Source organism: Cupriavidus ulmosensis, assembly GCF_977008105.1.
The window spans coordinates 3,927,211-3,944,271 of sequence record NZ_CDRMWP010000001.1 but is presented as its reverse complement, the minus strand read 5'-3'; the positions used below and the strand labels follow the sequence as shown (position 1 = coordinate 3,944,271).

Annotated in this window: 17 protein-coding genes; 14 read left to right on the top strand and 3 right to left on the bottom strand. The window is 69.8% G+C overall.

The genetic code is table 11. The features are described 5' to 3' along the window. Positions 1-133: 133 nt before the first annotated feature. From ACWTPI_RS18165 to msrQ, 5 genes are all read left to right on the top strand, one after another. Positions 134-571 (top strand): COG4315 family predicted lipoprotein, encoded by a 438-nt coding sequence (locus tag ACWTPI_RS18165; RefSeq protein WP_020203830.1) that lies wholly within the window; start codon positions 134-136, stop codon positions 569-571. Between the two features lie 24 nt (positions 572-595). Then, a complete protein-coding gene (locus ACWTPI_RS18160; RefSeq protein WP_059416010.1) occupies positions 596-1,162 on the top strand; it encodes an RNA polymerase sigma factor in 567 nt (188 codons plus the stop codon). Then, entirely contained in the window at positions 1,162-1,974 is an 813-nt protein-coding gene (locus tag ACWTPI_RS18155; RefSeq protein WP_454732500.1) for an anti-sigma factor family protein, read from the top strand. Before ACWTPI_RS18160 ends, ACWTPI_RS18155 begins: the two co-directional genes overlap by 1 nt. Before the next feature lie 144 nt (positions 1,975-2,118). Further along, positions 2,119-3,123 (top strand): protein-methionine-sulfoxide reductase catalytic subunit MsrP, encoded by a 1,005-nt coding sequence (msrP, locus tag ACWTPI_RS18150; RefSeq protein WP_454732291.1) that lies wholly within the window; start codon positions 2,119-2,121, stop codon positions 3,121-3,123. Beyond that, complete coding sequence (gene msrQ, locus ACWTPI_RS18145) at positions 3,123-3,824, top strand: protein-methionine-sulfoxide reductase heme-binding subunit MsrQ (RefSeq protein WP_454732290.1); 702 nt, start codon at positions 3,123-3,125, stop codon at positions 3,822-3,824. Before msrP ends, msrQ begins: the two co-directional genes overlap by 1 nt. Positions 3,825-3,889: 65 nt before the next feature. Here the strand turns inward: msrQ and lysA are convergent, their stop codons facing one another. Continuing rightward, entirely contained in the window at positions 3,890-5,158 is a 1,269-nt protein-coding gene (gene lysA, locus ACWTPI_RS18140; protein ID WP_059416004.1) for a diaminopimelate decarboxylase, read from the bottom strand. After that, positions 5,155-5,397 carry an LPS translocon maturation chaperone LptM gene (lptM, locus tag ACWTPI_RS18135; RefSeq protein ID WP_081651438.1) on the bottom strand — a complete coding sequence of 81 codons (243 nt, stop codon included), beginning with the start codon at positions 5,395-5,397 and terminating at the stop codon, positions 5,155-5,157. Before lptM ends, lysA begins: the two co-directional genes overlap by 4 nt. A gap of 151 nt (positions 5,398-5,548) precedes the next feature. Here lptM and cyaY point away from each other — a divergent pair, with 151 nt between their 5' ends. Further along, positions 5,549-5,884, top strand: a complete 336-nt coding sequence (gene cyaY, locus ACWTPI_RS18130) for an iron donor protein CyaY (RefSeq protein ID WP_029043786.1) — start codon at positions 5,549-5,551, stop codon at positions 5,882-5,884. 84 nt (positions 5,885-5,968) lie between these two features. Here the strand turns inward: cyaY and ACWTPI_RS18125 are convergent, their stop codons facing one another. After that, positions 5,969-8,344 carry a penicillin-binding protein 1A gene (locus ACWTPI_RS18125; protein ID WP_029043785.1) on the bottom strand — a complete coding sequence of 792 codons (2,376 nt, stop codon included), beginning with the start codon at positions 8,342-8,344 and terminating at the stop codon, positions 5,969-5,971. 373 nt (positions 8,345-8,717) lie between these two features. On the opposite strand from ACWTPI_RS18125, the gene pilM reads away from it, so the two are divergent. The 8 genes from pilM (at position 8,718) to ACWTPI_RS18085 (ending at position 17,053) form a co-directional block, all read left to right on the top strand. Beyond that, a complete protein-coding gene (gene pilM, locus ACWTPI_RS18120; RefSeq protein ID WP_029043784.1) occupies positions 8,718-9,788 on the top strand; it encodes a type IV pilus assembly protein PilM in 1,071 nt (356 codons plus the stop codon). An 18-nt stretch (positions 9,789-9,806) separates the two neighbouring features. Beyond that, positions 9,807-10,460: a PilN domain-containing protein gene (locus tag ACWTPI_RS18115; protein WP_020203821.1), complete on the top strand. Its 654-nt coding sequence runs from the start codon at positions 9,807-9,809 to the stop codon at positions 10,458-10,460. Between the two features lies 1 nt (position 10,461). Continuing rightward, on the top strand, positions 10,462-11,142 hold the full coding sequence (pilO, locus tag ACWTPI_RS18110; protein ID WP_020203820.1) for a type IV pilus inner membrane component PilO: 681 nt from the start codon (positions 10,462-10,464) through the stop codon (positions 11,140-11,142). Next, a complete protein-coding gene (locus ACWTPI_RS18105) occupies positions 11,139-11,672 on the top strand; it encodes a pilus assembly protein PilP (RefSeq protein WP_020423829.1) in 534 nt (177 codons plus the stop codon). The genes pilO and ACWTPI_RS18105 overlap by 4 nt, the downstream gene beginning before the upstream one ends. Next, a complete protein-coding gene (gene pilQ / locus ACWTPI_RS18100; RefSeq protein WP_454732289.1) occupies positions 11,669-13,849 on the top strand; it encodes a type IV pilus secretin PilQ in 2,181 nt (726 codons plus the stop codon). Before ACWTPI_RS18105 ends, pilQ begins: the two co-directional genes overlap by 4 nt. 271 nt (positions 13,850-14,120) lie before the next feature. After that, a complete protein-coding gene (locus ACWTPI_RS18095) occupies positions 14,121-14,750 on the top strand; it encodes a shikimate kinase (protein ID WP_231401626.1) in 630 nt (209 codons plus the stop codon). Then, entirely contained in the window at positions 14,737-15,843 is a 1,107-nt protein-coding gene (gene aroB, locus ACWTPI_RS18090) for a 3-dehydroquinate synthase (protein WP_020203816.1), read from the top strand. The genes ACWTPI_RS18095 and aroB overlap by 14 nt, the downstream gene beginning before the upstream one ends. Before the next feature lie 70 nt (positions 15,844-15,913). Then, positions 15,914-17,053, top strand: a complete 1,140-nt coding sequence (locus ACWTPI_RS18085) for a deoxyguanosinetriphosphate triphosphohydrolase (RefSeq protein WP_020203815.1) — start codon at positions 15,914-15,916, stop codon at positions 17,051-17,053. Positions 17,054-17,061: the final 8 nt, after the last annotated feature.

Genomic DNA, 17,061 nt, shown 5'->3' with positions numbered 1-17,061 from the left:
CGGCGCCGCCAGGAAGACCCGCCGTCCGACCGGCGGGTTTTTTTTCGCCCGCATGGAATAAACACGTCACATCCGGTGTTTACTGGAGGGACGGCGCCGGCTGGCGGCGCCGACCCGCATGGAGACACCCATCATGGTCCGTTCCCGCCTTTTTGCAGTACCTGCCCTGACTTCGCTGTCGCGTCCCGCCGCGCTCGCCTTCGCCTGCTCCGCCGTGCTGCTGTCCGCCTGCTCGGGCATGGGTGGCATTGGCGGGGCCGGCAACATGCCGCCCACGGTGAAGGTCGCCAACGGCGCGCTGACCGATCCGCAAGGCCTGACGCTCTACACCTTCGACCGCGACAGCGGCGACAAGAGCGCGTGCAACGGCGGCTGCGCCACCAACTGGCCGCCGCTGCTGGCGTCGCCGGGCACCAGCGCGATGGGCAGCTACACCATCATCACGCGCGACGACGGCGCCAAGCAGTGGGCCTACCGCGGCAAGCCGCTGTACCGCTTCGCCAAGGACGCCAAGCCGGGCGACCGCGCCGGCGACAACATCAACAACGTCTGGCACGTCGCCACGCCCTGAGCGCGGCGCGCGCAGCCCGGGGCCGTGGACGGCTTCGACCGCCAGCTGGTGGCGCTGGCGCCGCGTCTGCGGCGCCATGCGCGTGGCCTGACCGGCGATGCGGCATCGGCCGACGACCTGGTGCAGGACACGCTCGAGCGCGCCCTGCGCTACCGCTGGCGCTTCCGCCTGCGCGCGGGTGCCTGGTGGGGTGACGGCGCCGACGGGCTGCTGTCCTGGCTGCTGACCATGATGCACAGGCTGCGCATCAATGCCTACCGGCGAGCCGACCTCGTGACCTTTGCCGACACCCTGCCCGACGTACCCAGCGCTGCGCCCGGCCCGGCCCTCCGGCTCGACCTGGCGCGCGCGCTGGCCCAGTTGCCCGAGGCCCAGCGCGCGGTGCTGCTGCTGGTCGGCCTGGAGCAGTTCACCTATGCCGAGGCGGCGCAGGTGCTGGGCGTGCCGGCCGGCACCGTGATGTCGCGGCTGGCGCGCGCGCGCGAACGGATGCGCGAACTGATGGACGGCGCCGCGCCGGCCGCCGGCATCGCCGCAGGCAGTGGCCCCGGCACCGGGGCAGGCGGCCCCGGACTGCAGCGAGTCAAATGATGATGCCGCCGATCAGCGAATCCGATCTCCATGCCTACGCCGACGGCCGGCTCGATCCGTCCCGCCGCGCCGAGGTGGAGGCGTTCCTGGCGGCCCACCCGGAGGCTGCCAGGCGCGTCGGCGCCTGGCGCCGCCAGGCGCAAGAACTGCACGCCGCGCTCGACGGCGTGCTCAACGAGGCGGTGCCGCTGCGCGCGCTGCCGCCGCGCCTGCAAGGCCGCGCCGCCGGGCCGGCCGCGCGCGCGGCCGGCTGGCGCATGGCGCTGGCCGCCAGCATGGCCTCGCTGGTGGCCGGCGGCGCGGCCGGCTGGCTCGCCCACGGCCACGCGGACGACCTCGCCGCGCGCGCGCCGTCGGCCGAGCGCTTCGCGCGCGAGGCGCTGGCCAGCCACGTGGTCTACGCGCCGGAAGTGCGCCATCCGGTGGAAGTGGCGGCCTCGGACGAGGCGCACCTGGTGGCCTGGCTGTCCAAGCGCCTGGGCGCGCCGCTGCGCGTGCCCGACCTGCGGGCCGAGGGCTACCGCCTGATCGGAGGGCGCCTGGGCGTGGCCGAGGGCGGCCCGTCGGCCATGCTCATGTACGAGGCCGACAACGGCAGCCGCGTCTCGCTGCAACTGCGGCACATGGCGCCCGGCACGGCGGACGCGGCTTTCCGGCTCGAGCGCCTGCCCGGCAATGCCGGCGGTGCCGGCGCCGCCGCGGCCTTCTACTGGGTGGACCGCGACCTCGGCTTCGCGCTGGCCGGGCCGCTCGAGCGCGCGGCGCTGCTGGCGCTGGCGCAGGCGGTCTACCGCCAGTACCAGGACGGCTGAGACGGTGGCGGGGCCGCCGCCGCGATGCCGAAAAAGATGTCACGATTCGCCGGCACCAGGCGAGCGCGCGCGCGGTCCAACCGGACAGGCGCGCCGGGCGCCGGCCGGCGCGCGCGAACCTGCATGCAACAAGGAATGCCAACGATGCTGATCCCTTCTCCCAAATGGCTGCGCGGCGGCGACATCGCCGCCAGCGAGATCACGCCGCGCAGTGTCTTCGAATCGCGCCGCCGCCTGATGGCGCTGGCCGCGGCCGGCGCCGCCGGGAGCACCCTGGCGCCCTGGTTCGCGCGCAGCGCGCTGGCGCAGGCGCCGCGCGGCCGGAAGCTCGCGGCCGCGCCCAACAACGCCTACGTGGTGCCGGAAAAGCGCACGCCCTACGAGGACGTCACCACCTACAACAACTTCTACGAGTTCGGCACCGACAAGTCCGACCCGGCGCACAACGCCGGCACGCTGCGCACGCGGCCGTGGCAGGTCGCCGTCGAGGGGCTGGTGAAGAAGCCCAGGGTCTACGACATCGACGAGCTGCTGCGCCTGATGCCGCTGGAGGAGCGCGTCTACCGCATGCGCTGCGTGGAAGGCTGGTCGATGGTGATCCCGTGGAGCGGCTATTCGCTGGCCGAGCTGATCCGCCGCGTCGAGCCGCAGTCCGGCGCCAAATACGTGGAATTCGTCACCCTCGCCGACAAGAAGCAGATGCCGGGGCTGGGCAGCCGCGTGCTGGACTGGCCGTACACCGAGGGCCTGCGCATGGACGAGGCCATGCATCCGCTGACCCTGCTGGCCTTCGGCCTGTACGGCGAGGTGCTGCCCAACCAGAACGGCGCGCCGGTGCGCGTGGTGGTGCCGTGGAAGTACGGCTTCAAGAGCGCCAAGTCCATCGTCAGGATCCGCTTCGTCGACCAGCAGCCCAGCACCAGCTGGAACCTGGCCGCGGCGCAGGAATACGGCTTCTATTCCAACGTCAACCCGGACGTGGACCACCCGCGCTGGAGCCAGGCCACCGAGCGCCGCATCGGCGAGGACAAGAGCGGCGGCGGCTTCAGCGCGCTGTTCGCGCCCAAGCGCAAGACGCTGCCGTTCAACGGCTATGCGCCGCAGGTGGCGTCGCTGTACCAGGGCATGGACCTGAGGAAGTTCTTCTGATGGCGCGGCCGGACCTGTCGCCGCCGCGCGCCGGGGCGGGCAGCGGGCGCGCCGCGCGGCCCGCGCCGGCGGGCCTGGCCACGCTGGCGCCGGGGCGCGTGCGCATCGTCAAGGCGCTGGTGTGGGTGCTGGCGCTGCTGCCGTTCCTGCGGCTGCTCGCGCTGGGCTTCGCCGGCGAGTTCGGCGCCAACCCGCTGGAGTTCGTCACGCGCTCGACCGGCACCTGGACGCTGGTGATGCTGTGCGCCACGCTGGCGGTGACGCCGCTGCGCCGGCTCACCGGATGGCACTGGCTCGCGCGCCTGCGGCGCATGCTGGGCCTGTTCGCCTTCTTCTATGCGTTGCAGCACTTCCTGCTGTGGCTCGCGGTGGACCGCGGCTTCGACGTGGCCTACATGGTCAAGGACATCGCCAAGCGGCCGTTCATCACGGTGGGGTTTGCCGCGTTCGCGCTGATGGTGCCGCTGGCGGCGACCTCGACCAGCGCGATGGTCCGCCGGCTGGGCGGCCGGCGCTGGCAATGGCTGCATCGCGCCATCTACGCCATCGCCGTGCTGGGGATCCTGCACTACTGGTGGCACAAGGCGGGCAAGCACGATTTCGGCACGGTCTCGGCCTATGCCGCGGTGGTGTTCGTGCTGCTGGCGGCGCGCGCGTGGTGGTGGTGGCGCAAGCCCGCGCCGCAGGCGGCGCGGCGCTGAGCTTTTCTTCGGGATTGCGGCAATGCCGATCTCGCGGTGCGCGCCGCGCGGCGCGCACGCGCGCTTCAGCCTTGCAGCAGGCGCTCGTCGCGGAACAGGTCTTCCACGCGCTCGCGGCCGCGCACCAGGTGCACGTCGTCGCCGTCGACCATCACTTCGGCCGCGCGCGGGCGGGTGTTGTAGTTGGAGCTCATGACGAAGCCGTAGGCGCCGGCCGACATCACGGCCAGCAGGTCGCCCGGCTGCACCGACAGCGCGCGGTCGCGGCCGAGCCAGTCGCCCGATTCGCACACCGGGCCGACCACGTCGTAGGTCAGCGGCGCGGCCTCGCCGGCCTCGCGCAGCTGCACCGGCTCGATGCGGTGGTAGGCCTCGTACATGGCGGGGCGCGCCAGGTCGTTCATGGCCGCGTCGACGATGCAGAAATTCTTGGCCGCGCCGGGCTTGAGGAATTCCACCTGCGTGAGCAGCACGCCGGCGTTGCCCACCAGCGAGCGGCCCGGCTCGAACAGCACCTCGCGGTGGCCGTGGCCGCGCTCGGCCACGCGGTCGAGCAGCGTGCGCGCGAAGCCGGTGATGTCCGGCGGGGTCTCGTCGTCGTAGGTGATGCCCAGGCCGCCGCCCACGTCGATGTGCTCGAGCTTGATGCCTTCGCGCTCGAGCGCTTCCACCACGTCCAGCACCTTGTCCAGCGCTTCCAGGTAGGGCGCGACCTCGGTGATCTGCGAGCCGATGTGGCAGTCGATGCCGGCCACTTCCAGATGCGGCAGCGCGGCCGCGGCGCGGTAGGTCGGCAGCACGTCCTCGAAGGCCACGCCGAACTTGTTGCCCTTCAGGCCGGTGGAGATGTACGGATGGGTCTTGGCGTCCACGTCCGGGTTGATGCGCAGCGACACGCGCGCGCGCTTGCCCAGGCGGCCGGCCACCGCGTTCAGGCGGTCCAGCTCGGGGATCGACTCGACGTTGAACGACAGCACGTCGTGCGCCAGCGCCAGCTCCATCTCGGCGACGGTCTTGCCCACGCCCGAGAACACCACCTTGCGCGGATCGCCGCCCACGGCCAGCACGCGCTGCAGCTCGCCGCCGGAGACGATGTCGAAGCCCGCGCCGAGCTGCGCGAAGACCTGTAGCACGGCCAGGTTGGAATTGGCCTTCATGGCGTACTGCACGCGCGCGCGGCGGCCCTGGCACGCCGCGGCGTAGGCCTGGTAGGCGGCGCTCAGCGCGGCGCGCGAGTAGACGTAGGTGGGGGTGCCGTATTCGGCGGCGATGCGCGCCAGCGGCACGTGCTCGACGGCGAGCGCGCCGTCGTGGCGATGGAAAAAGGCGGTCATGATGACTTGGCGGTGGGGGTGGCGGCCGGGGCGGCTTCGTCCGCGGGGGCGGCCGGAGCCGTCCTGGCGGCGGGATTCGGCACGTTCGGGTTGCCCAGGCCGGGGTCCGGCACGGCCGGCCTGGCCGGCGCGGCCGGCGGCCGGGGCATCGTCAGCGGGCCGCGGATGCCGCATCCCGACAGCAGGGGTATCGCAAGGCTGGCGGCAATCGCCGATACAATCGCAACACGACGCAACATCGGGTCGTCCTAGAAGAGTTGTCCGGCCCGTTTCCGCGGCAAGGCGGCGGAACGGCGGGACCAACGAAAAACGAAACTGGATCGAAACTGGATTCAACACGCCGCGGCCGGCGCGCGATGCGCCGCTGCCCGGGCGGTCTCGGAGTTTAACATGCCCCCCATGAGTGAAAGCGAGTTCCTGGCCCTGGCCCAGCAAGAGCTGGACCGGCTCGAGAGCGCGGTGGAAACGGCCGCCGACGCGGCCGACGCCGACATCGAAATCAACCGCGCAGGCAACCTGATCGAGCTGGAATTCGAGGACGGCTCCAAGATCATCGTCAACAGCCAGGCGCCGATGCAGGAGCTGTGGGTGGCGGCGCGCGCGGGCGGCTTCCATTTCCGCCACGACGGCCGGCAGTGGCTGGATACGCGCGGCGGCGGCGAGCTGTACGCGGCGCTGTCGGGCTACATGAGCCAGCAGGCCGGGGTGGCGCTGAAGCTGGGCTGAACCGAACCGGGGCCGGGCGCGCTTTCGCGCGGCCGGCATCGCGCCGAACGCCGGCGCGCGCGACGAATCGCGCGCGGGCGGCGCTCAGGCCCCGCCGCCGAACATCTCCAGGATCCGCTTCTTCTCGCCTTCGATGTCGGCCGGCGACTGCGTGCTCTCGTCCGGCTTGCCCGGCCACGGGTCGCCCAGCCCCACCGAGGCCACGCCGGCGCCGCCGGCATTCTCCTCGAAGGTCCAGTCGCCGGCCACCATCACCACGCCCTCGGGCGCCTGGCGCTCCGGTATCTCGGGCACGCCCTTGAGCATCTTGCTCATGTAGCCGACCCAGATCGGCAGGGCCAGGCCGCCGCCGGTCTCGCGCACGCCCAGGCTCTTGGGCTGGTCGTAGCCCATCCAGGCGATCGCCACCAGCTTGGGCGTATAGCCGGCGAACCAGGCGTCCACGGCGTCGTTGGTGGTGCCGGTCTTGCCGGCCAGGTCGTTGCGGCCCAGGCGCTGCTTGGCGCTGTTGGCGGTGCCGGTGCGCACCACGTCGCGCAGCATGCTGTCGGCGATGAACGCGGTGCGCGCGTCGAGCACGCGCACGGCGTCCTCGCCGGCGCGCTGCGGCCGGGTTTCCGAGATCACGTTGCCGCGCGCGTCCACCACCTTCTCGATCAGGTAGGGATTGATGCGGTAGCCGCCGTTGGCGAACACCGAGTACGCGCCGGCCATCTGCAGCGGCGTCACGCTGCCCGCGCCCAGCGCCATCGGCAGGTAGGCGGGGTGCTTGTCGGCGTCGAAGCCGAAGCGCGTGATGTAGTCCTGGGCGTACTGCGTGCCGATCGCGCGCAGGATGCGCACCGACACCAGGTTCTTGGACTTGGCCAGCGCGCGGCGCATGGTCATCGGGCCTTCGAACTTGCCGTCGTAGTTCTTCGGCTCCCACACCTGGCCGCCGTTGTCGGCGATCGAGATCGGCGCGTCGTTGATCACCGTGGCGGGCGAGAAGCCTTTCTCCAGCGCCGCCGAGTAGATGAACGGCTTGAAGCTCGAGCCGGGCTGGCGCCACGCCTGCGTCACGTGGTTGAACTTGTTGCGGTTGAAGTCGAAGCCGCCCACCATCGAGCGGATCTCGCCGTTCTCGGGGCTCAGCGAGATGAAGGCCGCCGACACTTCCGGCAGCTGCGTGACCGACCACGCGCCCTTTTCGTCCTGCGTCACGCGGATGATCGCGCCGGGCCGGATCCTGGCCTTGGGCTGCGCGTTGGCCGCCAGCGACGGCGCGATGAAGCGCAGCGCCTGGCCCTCGATGCTGGCGACCTCGCCCGACAGCAGCGTGGCCGTGACCTGCTTGGCCGACACGCTGGTGACGACCGCCGAGCGCAGGTCGTCGCTGCCCGGGTGCTCGAGCAGCGCGTCGTCGATGGCCTGCTCGCGCTCGTCGGGGTTGGCCGGCAGGTCGATGAAGGCCTCGGGGCCGCGGTAGCCGTGGCGGCGCTCGTAGTTCATGATGCCCGAGCGCACCGCCTCGTAGGCGGCGTCCTGGTCGGTCTTGTTGAGCGTGGTGTAGACGGTCAGGCCGCGCGTGTAGGTTTCCTCGCGGTATTGCGCGTACATCAGCTGCCGCACGATCTCGGCGACGTACTCGGCGTGCGTGGAGAACTCGTTGCCCTCGCCGCGCACCTTCAGTTCTTCGTGGATGGCCTGCTCGTACTGTTCCGGCGTCAGGTAGCGCAGGTCGCGCATGCGCTGCAGGATGTATTCCTGGCGCACCTTGGCGCGCTTGGGGTTGACCACCGGGTTGTAGGCCGACGGCGCCTTGGGCAGGCCGGCCAGCATGGCGGCCTCGGCCGGCGTCACGTCCTTGATCGACTTGCCGAAGTACACGCGCGCCGCGCTGGCGAAGCCGTAGGCGCGCTGCCCCAGGTAGATCTGGTTCATGTACAGCTCGAGGATCTGGTCCTTCGAGAGGTTGGCCTCGATCTTGTAGGCCAGCAGCATTTCGTACAGCTTGCGGGTGTAGGTCTTCTCGCTCGAGAGGAAGAAGTTGCGCGCCACCTGCATGGTGATGGTGGACGCGCCCTGCGACAGGCCGCCGCGCAGGTTGGCCATGCCGGCGCGCAGCACGCCGACGAAGTCCACGCCGCCGTGCTCGTAGAAGCGGTCGTCCTCGATGGCCAGCACCGCTTTCTTCATCACGTCCGGGATCTCGGCGATCGGCACGAAGTTGCGGCGCTCCTCGCCGAACTCGCCGATCAGCACGTTGTCGGCGGTGTAGATGCGCAGCGGGATCTTGGGCCGGTAGTCGGTGATGGTGTCGAGCGAAGGCAGGTTCGGGGCAGCCACCAGCAGCGCGTACCCGACCAGCAGCGCCACCGCCACGATGCCGGCCGCCAGCAGGCCCAGCGCCCAGAAAGTCAGCCGCATCCAGAGCGGGCGGCGGGCGGGCAGGGACGGCTTCGGTTGTGCTGTGGCCATATGGGAACTACCGAGTTAGGGGTGCCCGGATTATATCTCCCGGGATCGGGCGCTCCGGCCGCCTTGTGGCGTGAACGCCGCTATCTGGCTGTTACAAGATGTAATCATGTTGAGATCTGCATGAAACGGAAAGAGGGGTCCGGCGCGGCGGCCGCTGGTGTACCGTGGGATTTTGACAACGCTTTGAGTAAGGCGTCTGCGAAAAGCAACCGTGGTCAAACCGGCACATTGCCAGCACACCACGTTTTTGTGAGAATCCACCAACTAAAAGAGCAAAACGTTTCATCCAAGAAACAAACAGACTCGCCAGATTAGAGCTACCAAGCCAGGGGCGAGTTCAAACGGTCAGGGGGTCACCTTGCGGCGAGGTATCTTGTCGGGGTTGTTGCGCCGTACGACGGTCGGCGTCGACATCGGGTCGTCCAGCGTGAAGGTAGTCGAGCTGTCCGTGGGCAGTGGCAAGAACGACTACCGGCTGGAAAAGTGCGCCAGCGAACTGCTGGATCGCAATGCCGTTGCCGATGGCAACGTGGTCAATATCGAAGCGGTGGGCGTGGCCCTCAAGCGCGCGCTCGGCAAGGCCGGCATCCGCAGCAAGGAGGTCGTGCTCGGCGTGCCGTCGATGCTGACCGAATCGCAGACCGTCAGCCTGCCGGACAACCTGTCCGAGGACGAACTCTACGTGCAGGTGGAATCCGAGGCGCACCGCCTCTATCCGCCGTCGCAGGCCGTCAATTTCGACTTCGCCGTGATCGGCCCCAGCGAGACCGAGGGCGGCATCGGCGTGCGCGTGACCGCCGCCAACAGCGACCGCGTGCAGGAGCGCGTGACCGCCGCCGAGATGGCCGGGCTCAAGCCGCACGTGATGGACGTCGAGGAATACGCGGTGCAGCGCTCGGTGGTGCAGATGCTGGGCGTGTCGCCCGACCTCAGCGAGACCGAGGCCAAGGAGCTGCCCGTGGTGGTGGTGGTCCATCTCGGCGGCAGCCGCTCCAAGGCGATCTTCTACCAAGGCTGGAAAGAGCTCTACGAGCAGCCCCTCAACAGCTACGGCGACCAGCTCACGCAGAGCGCGGCGCGCATGTTCACGCTGGACGCGCTCAAGGCCGAGATCAAGAAGCGCAAGAACACGCTGCCGGAAGCCTGGCGCACCCAGTTGCTCAAGCCGTCGCTGGAAGCGCTGGCGGTCGAGGTGCAAGGCGCCGTGCGCAATTTCCTGTCGTCGTCCAGCATCGGCCGGGTCGACGAGATCCTGCTGTCCGGCGGGCATGCCTCGCTGGTCGGCGTGCAGGCCGCGATCGAGCAGCAGACCGAGATCACCACCACGCTGGCCAACCCGTTCGCCAACATGATGACCGCCGGCAAGGTCAACGAGCGCTATCTCCAGCGCGACCTGCCGGCCTACATCGTGAGCGCCGGGCTCGCGCTGCGCGGCCTGCAGTAAGCCAGCAAGGGAAGCCGCATGCCTACCAACACGATCCCGACCGTCAACCTGCTGCCGTACCACGAGGCCCGCAAGGCTTCGCGCCGCAAGAAGGTCTACGCCATGCTCGGCGGCGCGGCGGGAGCCGGCGCGCTGGTGGTGCTGATCGGCGGCTGGTACATCGACAGCCGCGTCGACGCCGAGACGGGGCTGAACCAGGTGCTGGCCACCGAGAACAGCCGCCTCGACGTGCAGATCCGCGAAGTCAACACGCTGCGCAAGGACATCGACGGGCTGCTGCAGCGGCAGAAGGCCATCGAGGGCCTGCAGAACGAGCGCAACCGCCCGGTGCAGCTGCTCGAGGAACTGGTGCGCCAAGTGCCCGAGGGCGTCTACCTGACCACGCTCAAGCAGGCCGGCGACGTCTTCACCGTGACCGGCATCGCGCAGTCGAACGAGCGCGTCTCGGAACTGCTGCGCAACCTCGGCCAGGTGAGCTGGCTGGACAAGGCCGAGCTGGTCGAATCGAAGGCCGTGATGATGACCAACAACCTGCGCGAGCAGCGGCGCCTGTTCGACTTCTCCATGCGCTTCGCCTACCGCGCGCCCGAGGTGCCGGACGACGGCAAGAAGGGCCGCGCGGGCGCCGCCAGCGGCGCCGCGGCGCAGGGCGCACGCACGGGCAAGGGCTGATATGGCACTCAATTCCGAAATCTCGCTGGCCGCGCTCAACGACCTCGGCGCGCAGTTCCGCGGCATCAACCTCAACGAGCCCGAAACCTGGCCGGCCGCGCCGCGCGTGCTGTTCGCGGTGCTGGCGGCGCTGCTGGTGCTGGTGCTGGGCTGGCAGTTCTACTGGAGCGGCAAGCTCGACGAGCTCGACCGCAAGCATCTCGAGCAGGAAAGCCTGAAGCAGGCCTACCAGTCCAAGGTGGCGCAGGTTGCCAACCTGGACGCGCTGCGCAAGCAGAAGGCCGAGGTGGAGCAGCGCGTGGCGCTGGTCGAGCGCCAGTTGCCCAACAAGACCGAGATGGACGCGCTGCTGGCCGACGTCAACCACGCCGGCGTGGCGCGCGGCCTGCAGTTCGAACTGTTCAAGCCGCAGGCTGCCGTGATCAAGCCCTACTTCGCCGAGATCCCGGTCAACCTGAAGGTGACGGGCCGCTACCACGACGTGGCGCAGTTCAACGCCGACGTGGCCGCACTGTCGCGCATCGTGTCGATGCAGGGGATGCAGTTCACCACCGGCAAGGATGGCGGGCTGGCGATGGAGGCCGTGGCGATGGCCTACCGCGCGCTCGACCCCGACGAACAGGCGGCGCAGCGCAAGGCGGAAGCCGCGGCGGCCAAGACGGCCGCGGGAGCGAAGAAATGATGCCAGCGATCCGGGCCTCCGGCCTGCGCGCGTGCGCGTGCGCGCTGCTCGGCGCCGCGCTGCTGGCGGCCTGCGGGGCCAGCGAGGAAGACGGCCTGCGCCAGTGGATGGCCCAGGCGCGCGCGGCCAAGGCGCCGCCGCCGGCGCCGCTGCCCGAGCCCAAGCCCTACGTGCCGCGCGAGTACGCCGGGCGCAGCGCGCCCGAGCCGTTCGCCCAGAACAAGATCGGCGACCTCAACCGGGTCCTGTCCGAGTCGCCGGAGTCCGGCCGGCAGCACGAGCCGCTGGAGGACTACCCGCTGGAGAATTTCAAGATGCTGGGCGCGATGCGCAACCACGGGGAAACCTATGGCGTCGTGCTGGTAGACAACAAGATCCACCACGTCAAGGTGGGTCAGTATCTCGGCCAGAACTACGGCCGGGTGGTCCGCATCAGCGATCAGGAGATCGTGTTGCGCGAATTGGTCCGGGAAGGGGTAGCCGAGTGGAAAGAGAAAATGACCAGCCTGAAGCTGGAGGGGTCGGCATGATCATGGGTCGCTGGTACCGGGCGCTTGCGGGCGCCGCGGTCATGATGCTCGCGCTGGCTGTGCCGGCCGCGATGGCGCAATCGACGGCGGGCAATACCGTCAAGCGCGTGGATGCCACCACCGCGGGCGAGCAGACCATATTCACGGTCGAGCTCGCCGGGGTGCCGGCGCAGAAGCCGGCGGACTTCACCACGCAGAATCCGCCCCGGATCGCCATCGACTTCCTCGATACCGGCTTCGCCCAGGGCCGCGCGCAGTACGATTTCGGCGGCAAGCTGCTCAAGGGTGCCAACGTGGTGCAGATCGGCGACCGCACGCGCGTGGTCCTCGATCTCACGCGCGTCGCCAGCTACCGCACCGAGGTGCGCGGCAGCCAGTTCGTGGTGCTGCTCGACAACGTGGCGCCGAGCGCGCGCACGGCGGTGCCGACCTTCGCCCCGACCGCGGCGCTGGTGCCGCAGGCGGCGGCCAGCCGGCCGGCGATCCGCAACATCGACTTCCGCCGCGGCGCGGACGGCGCCGGGCGCATCGTGGTGGACCTGTCCGCGCGCGACTCCGGCATCAACATTGCCCAGCAGGGCCAGAACGTGGTGGTGGACTTCCTCAACACCGCGCTGCCCGACGGCCTGCGCCGGCGCTACGACGTGAGCGACTTCGGCACCCCGGTGCAGGGCATGCGCGCCGGCGACAACAACGGCAGCACGCGCCTGACCATCGAGCCGCGCGGCAACTGGGAATACAGCTCCTACCAGACCGACACGCAGTTCGTGGTCGAGGTGCGCCCGGTCAAGGAAGACCCGGCCAAGCTGATCAGCGGCGCGGGCTTCCGCGGCGAACGGCTCTCGCTGAACTTCCAGAGCATCGACATCCGCTCGCTGCTGCAGGTATTCGCCGACTTCACCAACCTCAACATCATCACCAGCGAAAGCGTGCAGGGCAACCTGACGCTGCGCCTGAAGGACGTGCCCTGGGACCAGGCCCTGCAGATCGTGCTGGACGCCAAGGGGCTGGCCTCGCGCCGCAACGGCAATGTGCTGTGGGTGGCACCCAAGGCCGAGCTGGCCACCAAGGAAAAGCTCGAGCTCGAGTCGCAGCAGCAGATCAACGACCTCGAGCCGATCCGCAGCCAGGTGTTCCAGCTGAACTACCAGCGCGCCGAGGACGTGCGGCGCATGCTGCTCGGCCTGGCCGCGGTGGGCAGCACCGGCGGCGCGGGCGGCGCCGGCGCGCTCGGCAGCACGGGCGCCATCGGTAGCGTGGGCGGCGTGGGCGGCGCGGCGGCCAGCAACACCCGCATGCTGTCCAAGCGCGGCTCGCTGACGGCCGATCCGCGCACCAACCAGCTGTTCGTGTCGGACATCGGCAGCAAGCTCGAAGAGGTGCAGAGCTTCCTCGGCAAGATCGACATCCCGGTGCGCCAGGTCATCATCGAGGCGCGCATCGTCGAGGCCAACGACAGCTTCAGCCGCAACCTCGGCGTCAGGCTCGGCTTTGCCTCCAAGACCGCCGGCGCCGGCTACGGCAACAACTACACCAACGTGGTGAGCCCGGTGACGCAGAACGCCACCTGGGACAACAGCCCCGCGCTGAGTCTGCCGGCGGCGGCGATCAACGGCGTCAACCCGGGGTCGGTGGCGGTGAGCCTGTTCAGCAATACGGCCGGCCGCTTCCTCGCGCTCGAACTCTCCGCGCTGGAAGCGGACGGGCGCGGCAAGATTATCTCCAGCCCGCGCGTGGTCACCGCCAACAACATCAAGGCGCTGATCGAGCAGGGCACCGAGCTGCCCTACCAGGCCGCCACCTCCAGCGGCGCCACCTCGGTGCAGTTCCGCAAGGCCAACCTGAAGCTCGAGGTGACGCCGCAGATCACGCCGGAAGGCAACGTGCTGCTGGACGTGGACGTCAACAAGGACAGCGTGGGCATCCAGACCAGCTCGGGCTTCGCCATCGACACCAAGCACGTGCAGACCCAGGTGCTGGTGGAGAACGGCGGCACGGTGGTGATCGGCGGCATCTACAGCCAGACCGAGTCCACCAACATCAACAAGGTGCCGTGGCTCGGCGACATCCCGGTGCTCGGCAACCTGTTCAAGGACAACGCCAAGGTCAACAACCGCACCGAACTGCTGGTATTCCTGACGCCGCGCGTGCTCAACGAGAGCGTCTCGCTGAAATAAGTCCGCCAATAAGTTCGCCAATAAGCCCGCCGGCGGCTCCGGCGGCGGCGCTGCCGGGCCCGCCCGGCCCGCCGGATGCAGTAGACTGGGAGGCCGCATCGTGCGCGATGCGGCCTTTTTCATTGCCGGGCCGGCGGCGCGGAGGGCAGGGCGGACACGGGGCGGGCCGCCGCCCGCGCGCTCCGTGCCACTTGCCCGGATCGCCCCGACATAAGAAGATGACGCAGTTTCCCACTGCGGCGGCCGGCCAGAGACCCGGCAGCCGCCCGACATGCCAGTGACAGCCACCCGCCCGAACCTCTTTTTTGTCGGCCTGATGGGTGCCGGCAAGACCACCGTCGGCCGAACCGTGGCCCGGCGCCTGAACTATCCCTTCTTCGATTCGGACCACGAACTCGAGGCGCGTTGCGGCGTGCGGATCCCGATCATCTTCGAGCACGAAGGCGAAGCGGGCTTCCGCGAGCGCGAGGCGCACATGATCGACGAGCTGAGCCAGCGCAGCGGCATCGTGCTGGCCACCGGCGGCGGCGCGGTGCTGCGCCCGGAGAACCGGGCGCACCTGAAGGCGCGCGGCACCGTGGTCTACCTGCGCGCCAGCCCGCACGACCTGTGGCTGCGCACGCGCCACGACCGCAACCGCCCGCTGCTGCAGACCGCGGACCCGAAGGGCAGGCTCGAGGCGCTCTATGCCGAGCGCGACCCGCTTTACCGCGAGGTGGCGGACTTCATCATCGAAACCGGCAAGCCCTCGGTGGCCCAGCTTGCTAATATGGTGTTGATGCAACTTGAAATGGCCGGTTTCAGCGTGGCCGCCGAAGAGCCGGGCGAGCCCGGGCAGGACGACGGCGACGGCGCGGAAGCACCGCCGGCGCAGGACCGGAATCACGATGATCACCCTTGAAGTCGACCTCGGGGAGCGCAGCTACCCCATCCATATCGGCACCGGCCTGCTCGACCAGGCCGAGCTGCTGCGTCCCCACGTGCGCGGCACCCATGCCGTCATCGTCACCAACGAGACCGTCGGCCCGCTCTACGCGGCGCGCGTGGAGGCCACGCTGGCCGCGCTCGGCAAGACCGTGCGCACCGTGACCCTGCCCGACGGCGAAGCGTTCAAGCAGTGGGAAACGCTCAACCTGATCTTCGACGCGCTGCTCCGGGCCGGCGCCGACCGCAAGACCACGCTGGTCGCGCTCGGCGGCGGCGTGGTCGGCGACATGACCGGGTTTGCCGCCGCCAGCTACATGCGCGGCGTGCCGTTCGTGCAGATGCCCACCACGCTGCTGGCGCAGGTGGATTCCTCGGTGGGCGGCAAGACCGGCATCAACCACCCGCTCGGCAAGAACATGATCGGCGCGTTCCACCAGCCCAACGCGGTGATCGCCGACATCGACACGCTGCGCACGCTGCCGGCGCGCGAACTGGCCGCCGGCCTGGCCGAGGTGATCAAGCACGGCGCCATCGCCGACGCCGAGTACTTCGGCTGGATCGAGCGCAACATCCGCGCGCTCAACGACTGCGACCCGGACATGATGGCGCTGGCGGTGCAGCGCTCGTGCGAGATCAAGGCCGCGGTGGTGGCCCAGGACGAGCGCGAGGGCGGCCTGCGCGCCATTCTCAATTTCGGCCACACCTTCGGCCATGCCATCGAGGCCGGCATGGGCTACGGCGAATGGCTGCACGGCGAGGCCGTCGGCTGCGGCATGGTGATGGCGGCCGACCTGTCGCACCGGCTCGGCTTCATCGACACCGAGACGCGCGCGCGCGTGACGCAGCTCACGCGCGCGGCCATGCTGCCCGTGGTGGCGCCGGATCTCGGCACCGACCGCTACATCGAACTGATGAAAGTGGACAAGAAGGCGGAAGCCGGCAGCGTCAAGTTCATCCTGCTCAGGAAGCTGGGCGAGGCCTTCATCACCACCGTGCCGGACGCCGACCTGCGCGCTACGCTGCAGCACGCGGTGCTCAGGCCGCCCACCGAGGCGCCGGTCGCCTGACGCGATCGGTTGTGCCTCGCAACCCCGGCCGGCGGCGCGAGCCCCGGCCGGCTGCCGACCGGATTGCCGCATGACCGACCTCGAAAGCCATCTCGCTCCGTATGCCGCCCGCTCCGCGCTGTCGCGCGGGCGCGTGCACGTCGAACCGCCGTCGTCCTCGCGCAGCGAGTTCCAGCGCGACCGCGACCGCGTGATCCACAGCACGGCCTTCCGCCGGCTCGAATACAAGACCCAGGTCTTCGTCAACCATGAGGGCGACCTGTTCCGCACCCGGCTCACGCACAGCCTGGAAGTGGCGCAGATCGCGCGCTCGATCGCCCGCAACCTGCGCCTGAACGAAGACCTCGTGGAGGCCATCTCGCTGGCCCACGACCTCGGGCACACGCCGTTCGGCCACGCCGGGCAGGACGCGCTGAACACCTGCATGAAGAACCACGGCGGCTTCGAGCACAACCTGCAGAGCCTGCTGGTGGTGGACGAGCTGGAGGAGCGCTATGGCGGCTTCGACGGCCTCAACCTGACCTTCGAGACGCGCGAGGGCGTGCTCAAGCACTGCTCGCGCGTCAATGCCTCGGCGCTGGGCGAGCTGGGCCGGCGCTTCCTGGAAGGCACCCAGCCCTCGCTGGAAGCCCAGCTGGCCAACCTGGCCGACGAGATCGCCTACAACAACCACGACATCGACGACGGCCTGCGCTCCGGCCTGCTCACGCTCGAGCAGATGGACGAAGTGCCGATGTGGCGCCGCCACCGCGCCGAGGCGATGACCGCGTTCCCGGGCATCAACGGCCGGCGCGTCATCAACGAGACCGTCCGGCGCATGATCAACACGCTGATCGTCGACCTGATCGAGACCACCAGCCGCAATATCGCCGCGGCCGGCCCGCGCAACATCGAGGCGGTGCGCGCCGCCGGCCCGCTGGTCGCCTTCAGCACCGCCGTGCGCGAGGAAGCCGCCGAACTCAAGCGCTTCCTGTTCCGCCACCTGTACCGGCACTACCTCGTGATGCGCATGTCGGCCAAGGCGCAGCGCATCATCACCGACCTGTTCGACGTCTTCATGGCCGATCCGCGCCTGCTGCCGCCGCAGTACCAGGCCGGGCAGGGGCGCGATCAGGCGCGGCTGGTCGCCCACTACATCGCCGGCATGACGGACCGCTACGCGATCCGCGAGCACCGCCGCATCTTCTCGGTCCACGAGGGCGGCAACTAGGCGCCGCA

Coding starts and splice junctions, on each gene's coding strand:
- ACWTPI_RS18165 (WP_020203830.1), top strand. CDS start 134: ATGGTCCGTTCCCGCCTTTTTGCAGTACCTGCCCTGACTTCGCTGTCG.
- ACWTPI_RS18155 (WP_454732500.1), top strand. CDS start 1,162: ATGATGCCGCCGATCAGCGAATCCGATCTCCATGCCTACGCCGACGGC.
- msrP (WP_454732291.1), top strand. CDS start 2,119: ATGCTGATCCCTTCTCCCAAATGGCTGCGCGGCGGCGACATCGCCGCC.
- msrQ (WP_454732290.1), top strand. CDS start 3,123: ATGGCGCGGCCGGACCTGTCGCCGCCGCGCGCCGGGGCGGGCAGCGGG.
- lysA (WP_059416004.1), bottom strand. CDS start 5,158: ATGACCGCCTTTTTCCATCGCCACGACGGCGCGCTCGCCGTCGAGCAC.
- lptM (WP_081651438.1), bottom strand. CDS start 5,397: ATGTTGCGTCGTGTTGCGATTGTATCGGCGATTGCCGCCAGCCTTGCG.
- cyaY (WP_029043786.1), top strand. CDS start 5,549: ATGCCCCCCATGAGTGAAAGCGAGTTCCTGGCCCTGGCCCAGCAAGAG.
- ACWTPI_RS18125 (WP_029043785.1), bottom strand. CDS start 8,344: ATGGCCACAGCACAACCGAAGCCGTCCCTGCCCGCCCGCCGCCCGCTC.
- ACWTPI_RS18115 (WP_020203821.1), top strand. CDS start 9,807: ATGCCTACCAACACGATCCCGACCGTCAACCTGCTGCCGTACCACGAG.
- pilO (WP_020203820.1), top strand. CDS start 10,462: ATGGCACTCAATTCCGAAATCTCGCTGGCCGCGCTCAACGACCTCGGC.
- ACWTPI_RS18105 (WP_020423829.1), top strand. CDS start 11,139: ATGATGCCAGCGATCCGGGCCTCCGGCCTGCGCGCGTGCGCGTGCGCG.
- pilQ (WP_454732289.1), top strand. CDS start 11,669: ATGATCATGGGTCGCTGGTACCGGGCGCTTGCGGGCGCCGCGGTCATG.
- ACWTPI_RS18095 (WP_231401626.1), top strand. CDS start 14,121: ATGCCAGTGACAGCCACCCGCCCGAACCTCTTTTTTGTCGGCCTGATG.
- aroB (WP_020203816.1), top strand. CDS start 14,737: ATGATCACCCTTGAAGTCGACCTCGGGGAGCGCAGCTACCCCATCCAT.
- ACWTPI_RS18085 (WP_020203815.1), top strand. CDS start 15,914: ATGACCGACCTCGAAAGCCATCTCGCTCCGTATGCCGCCCGCTCCGCG.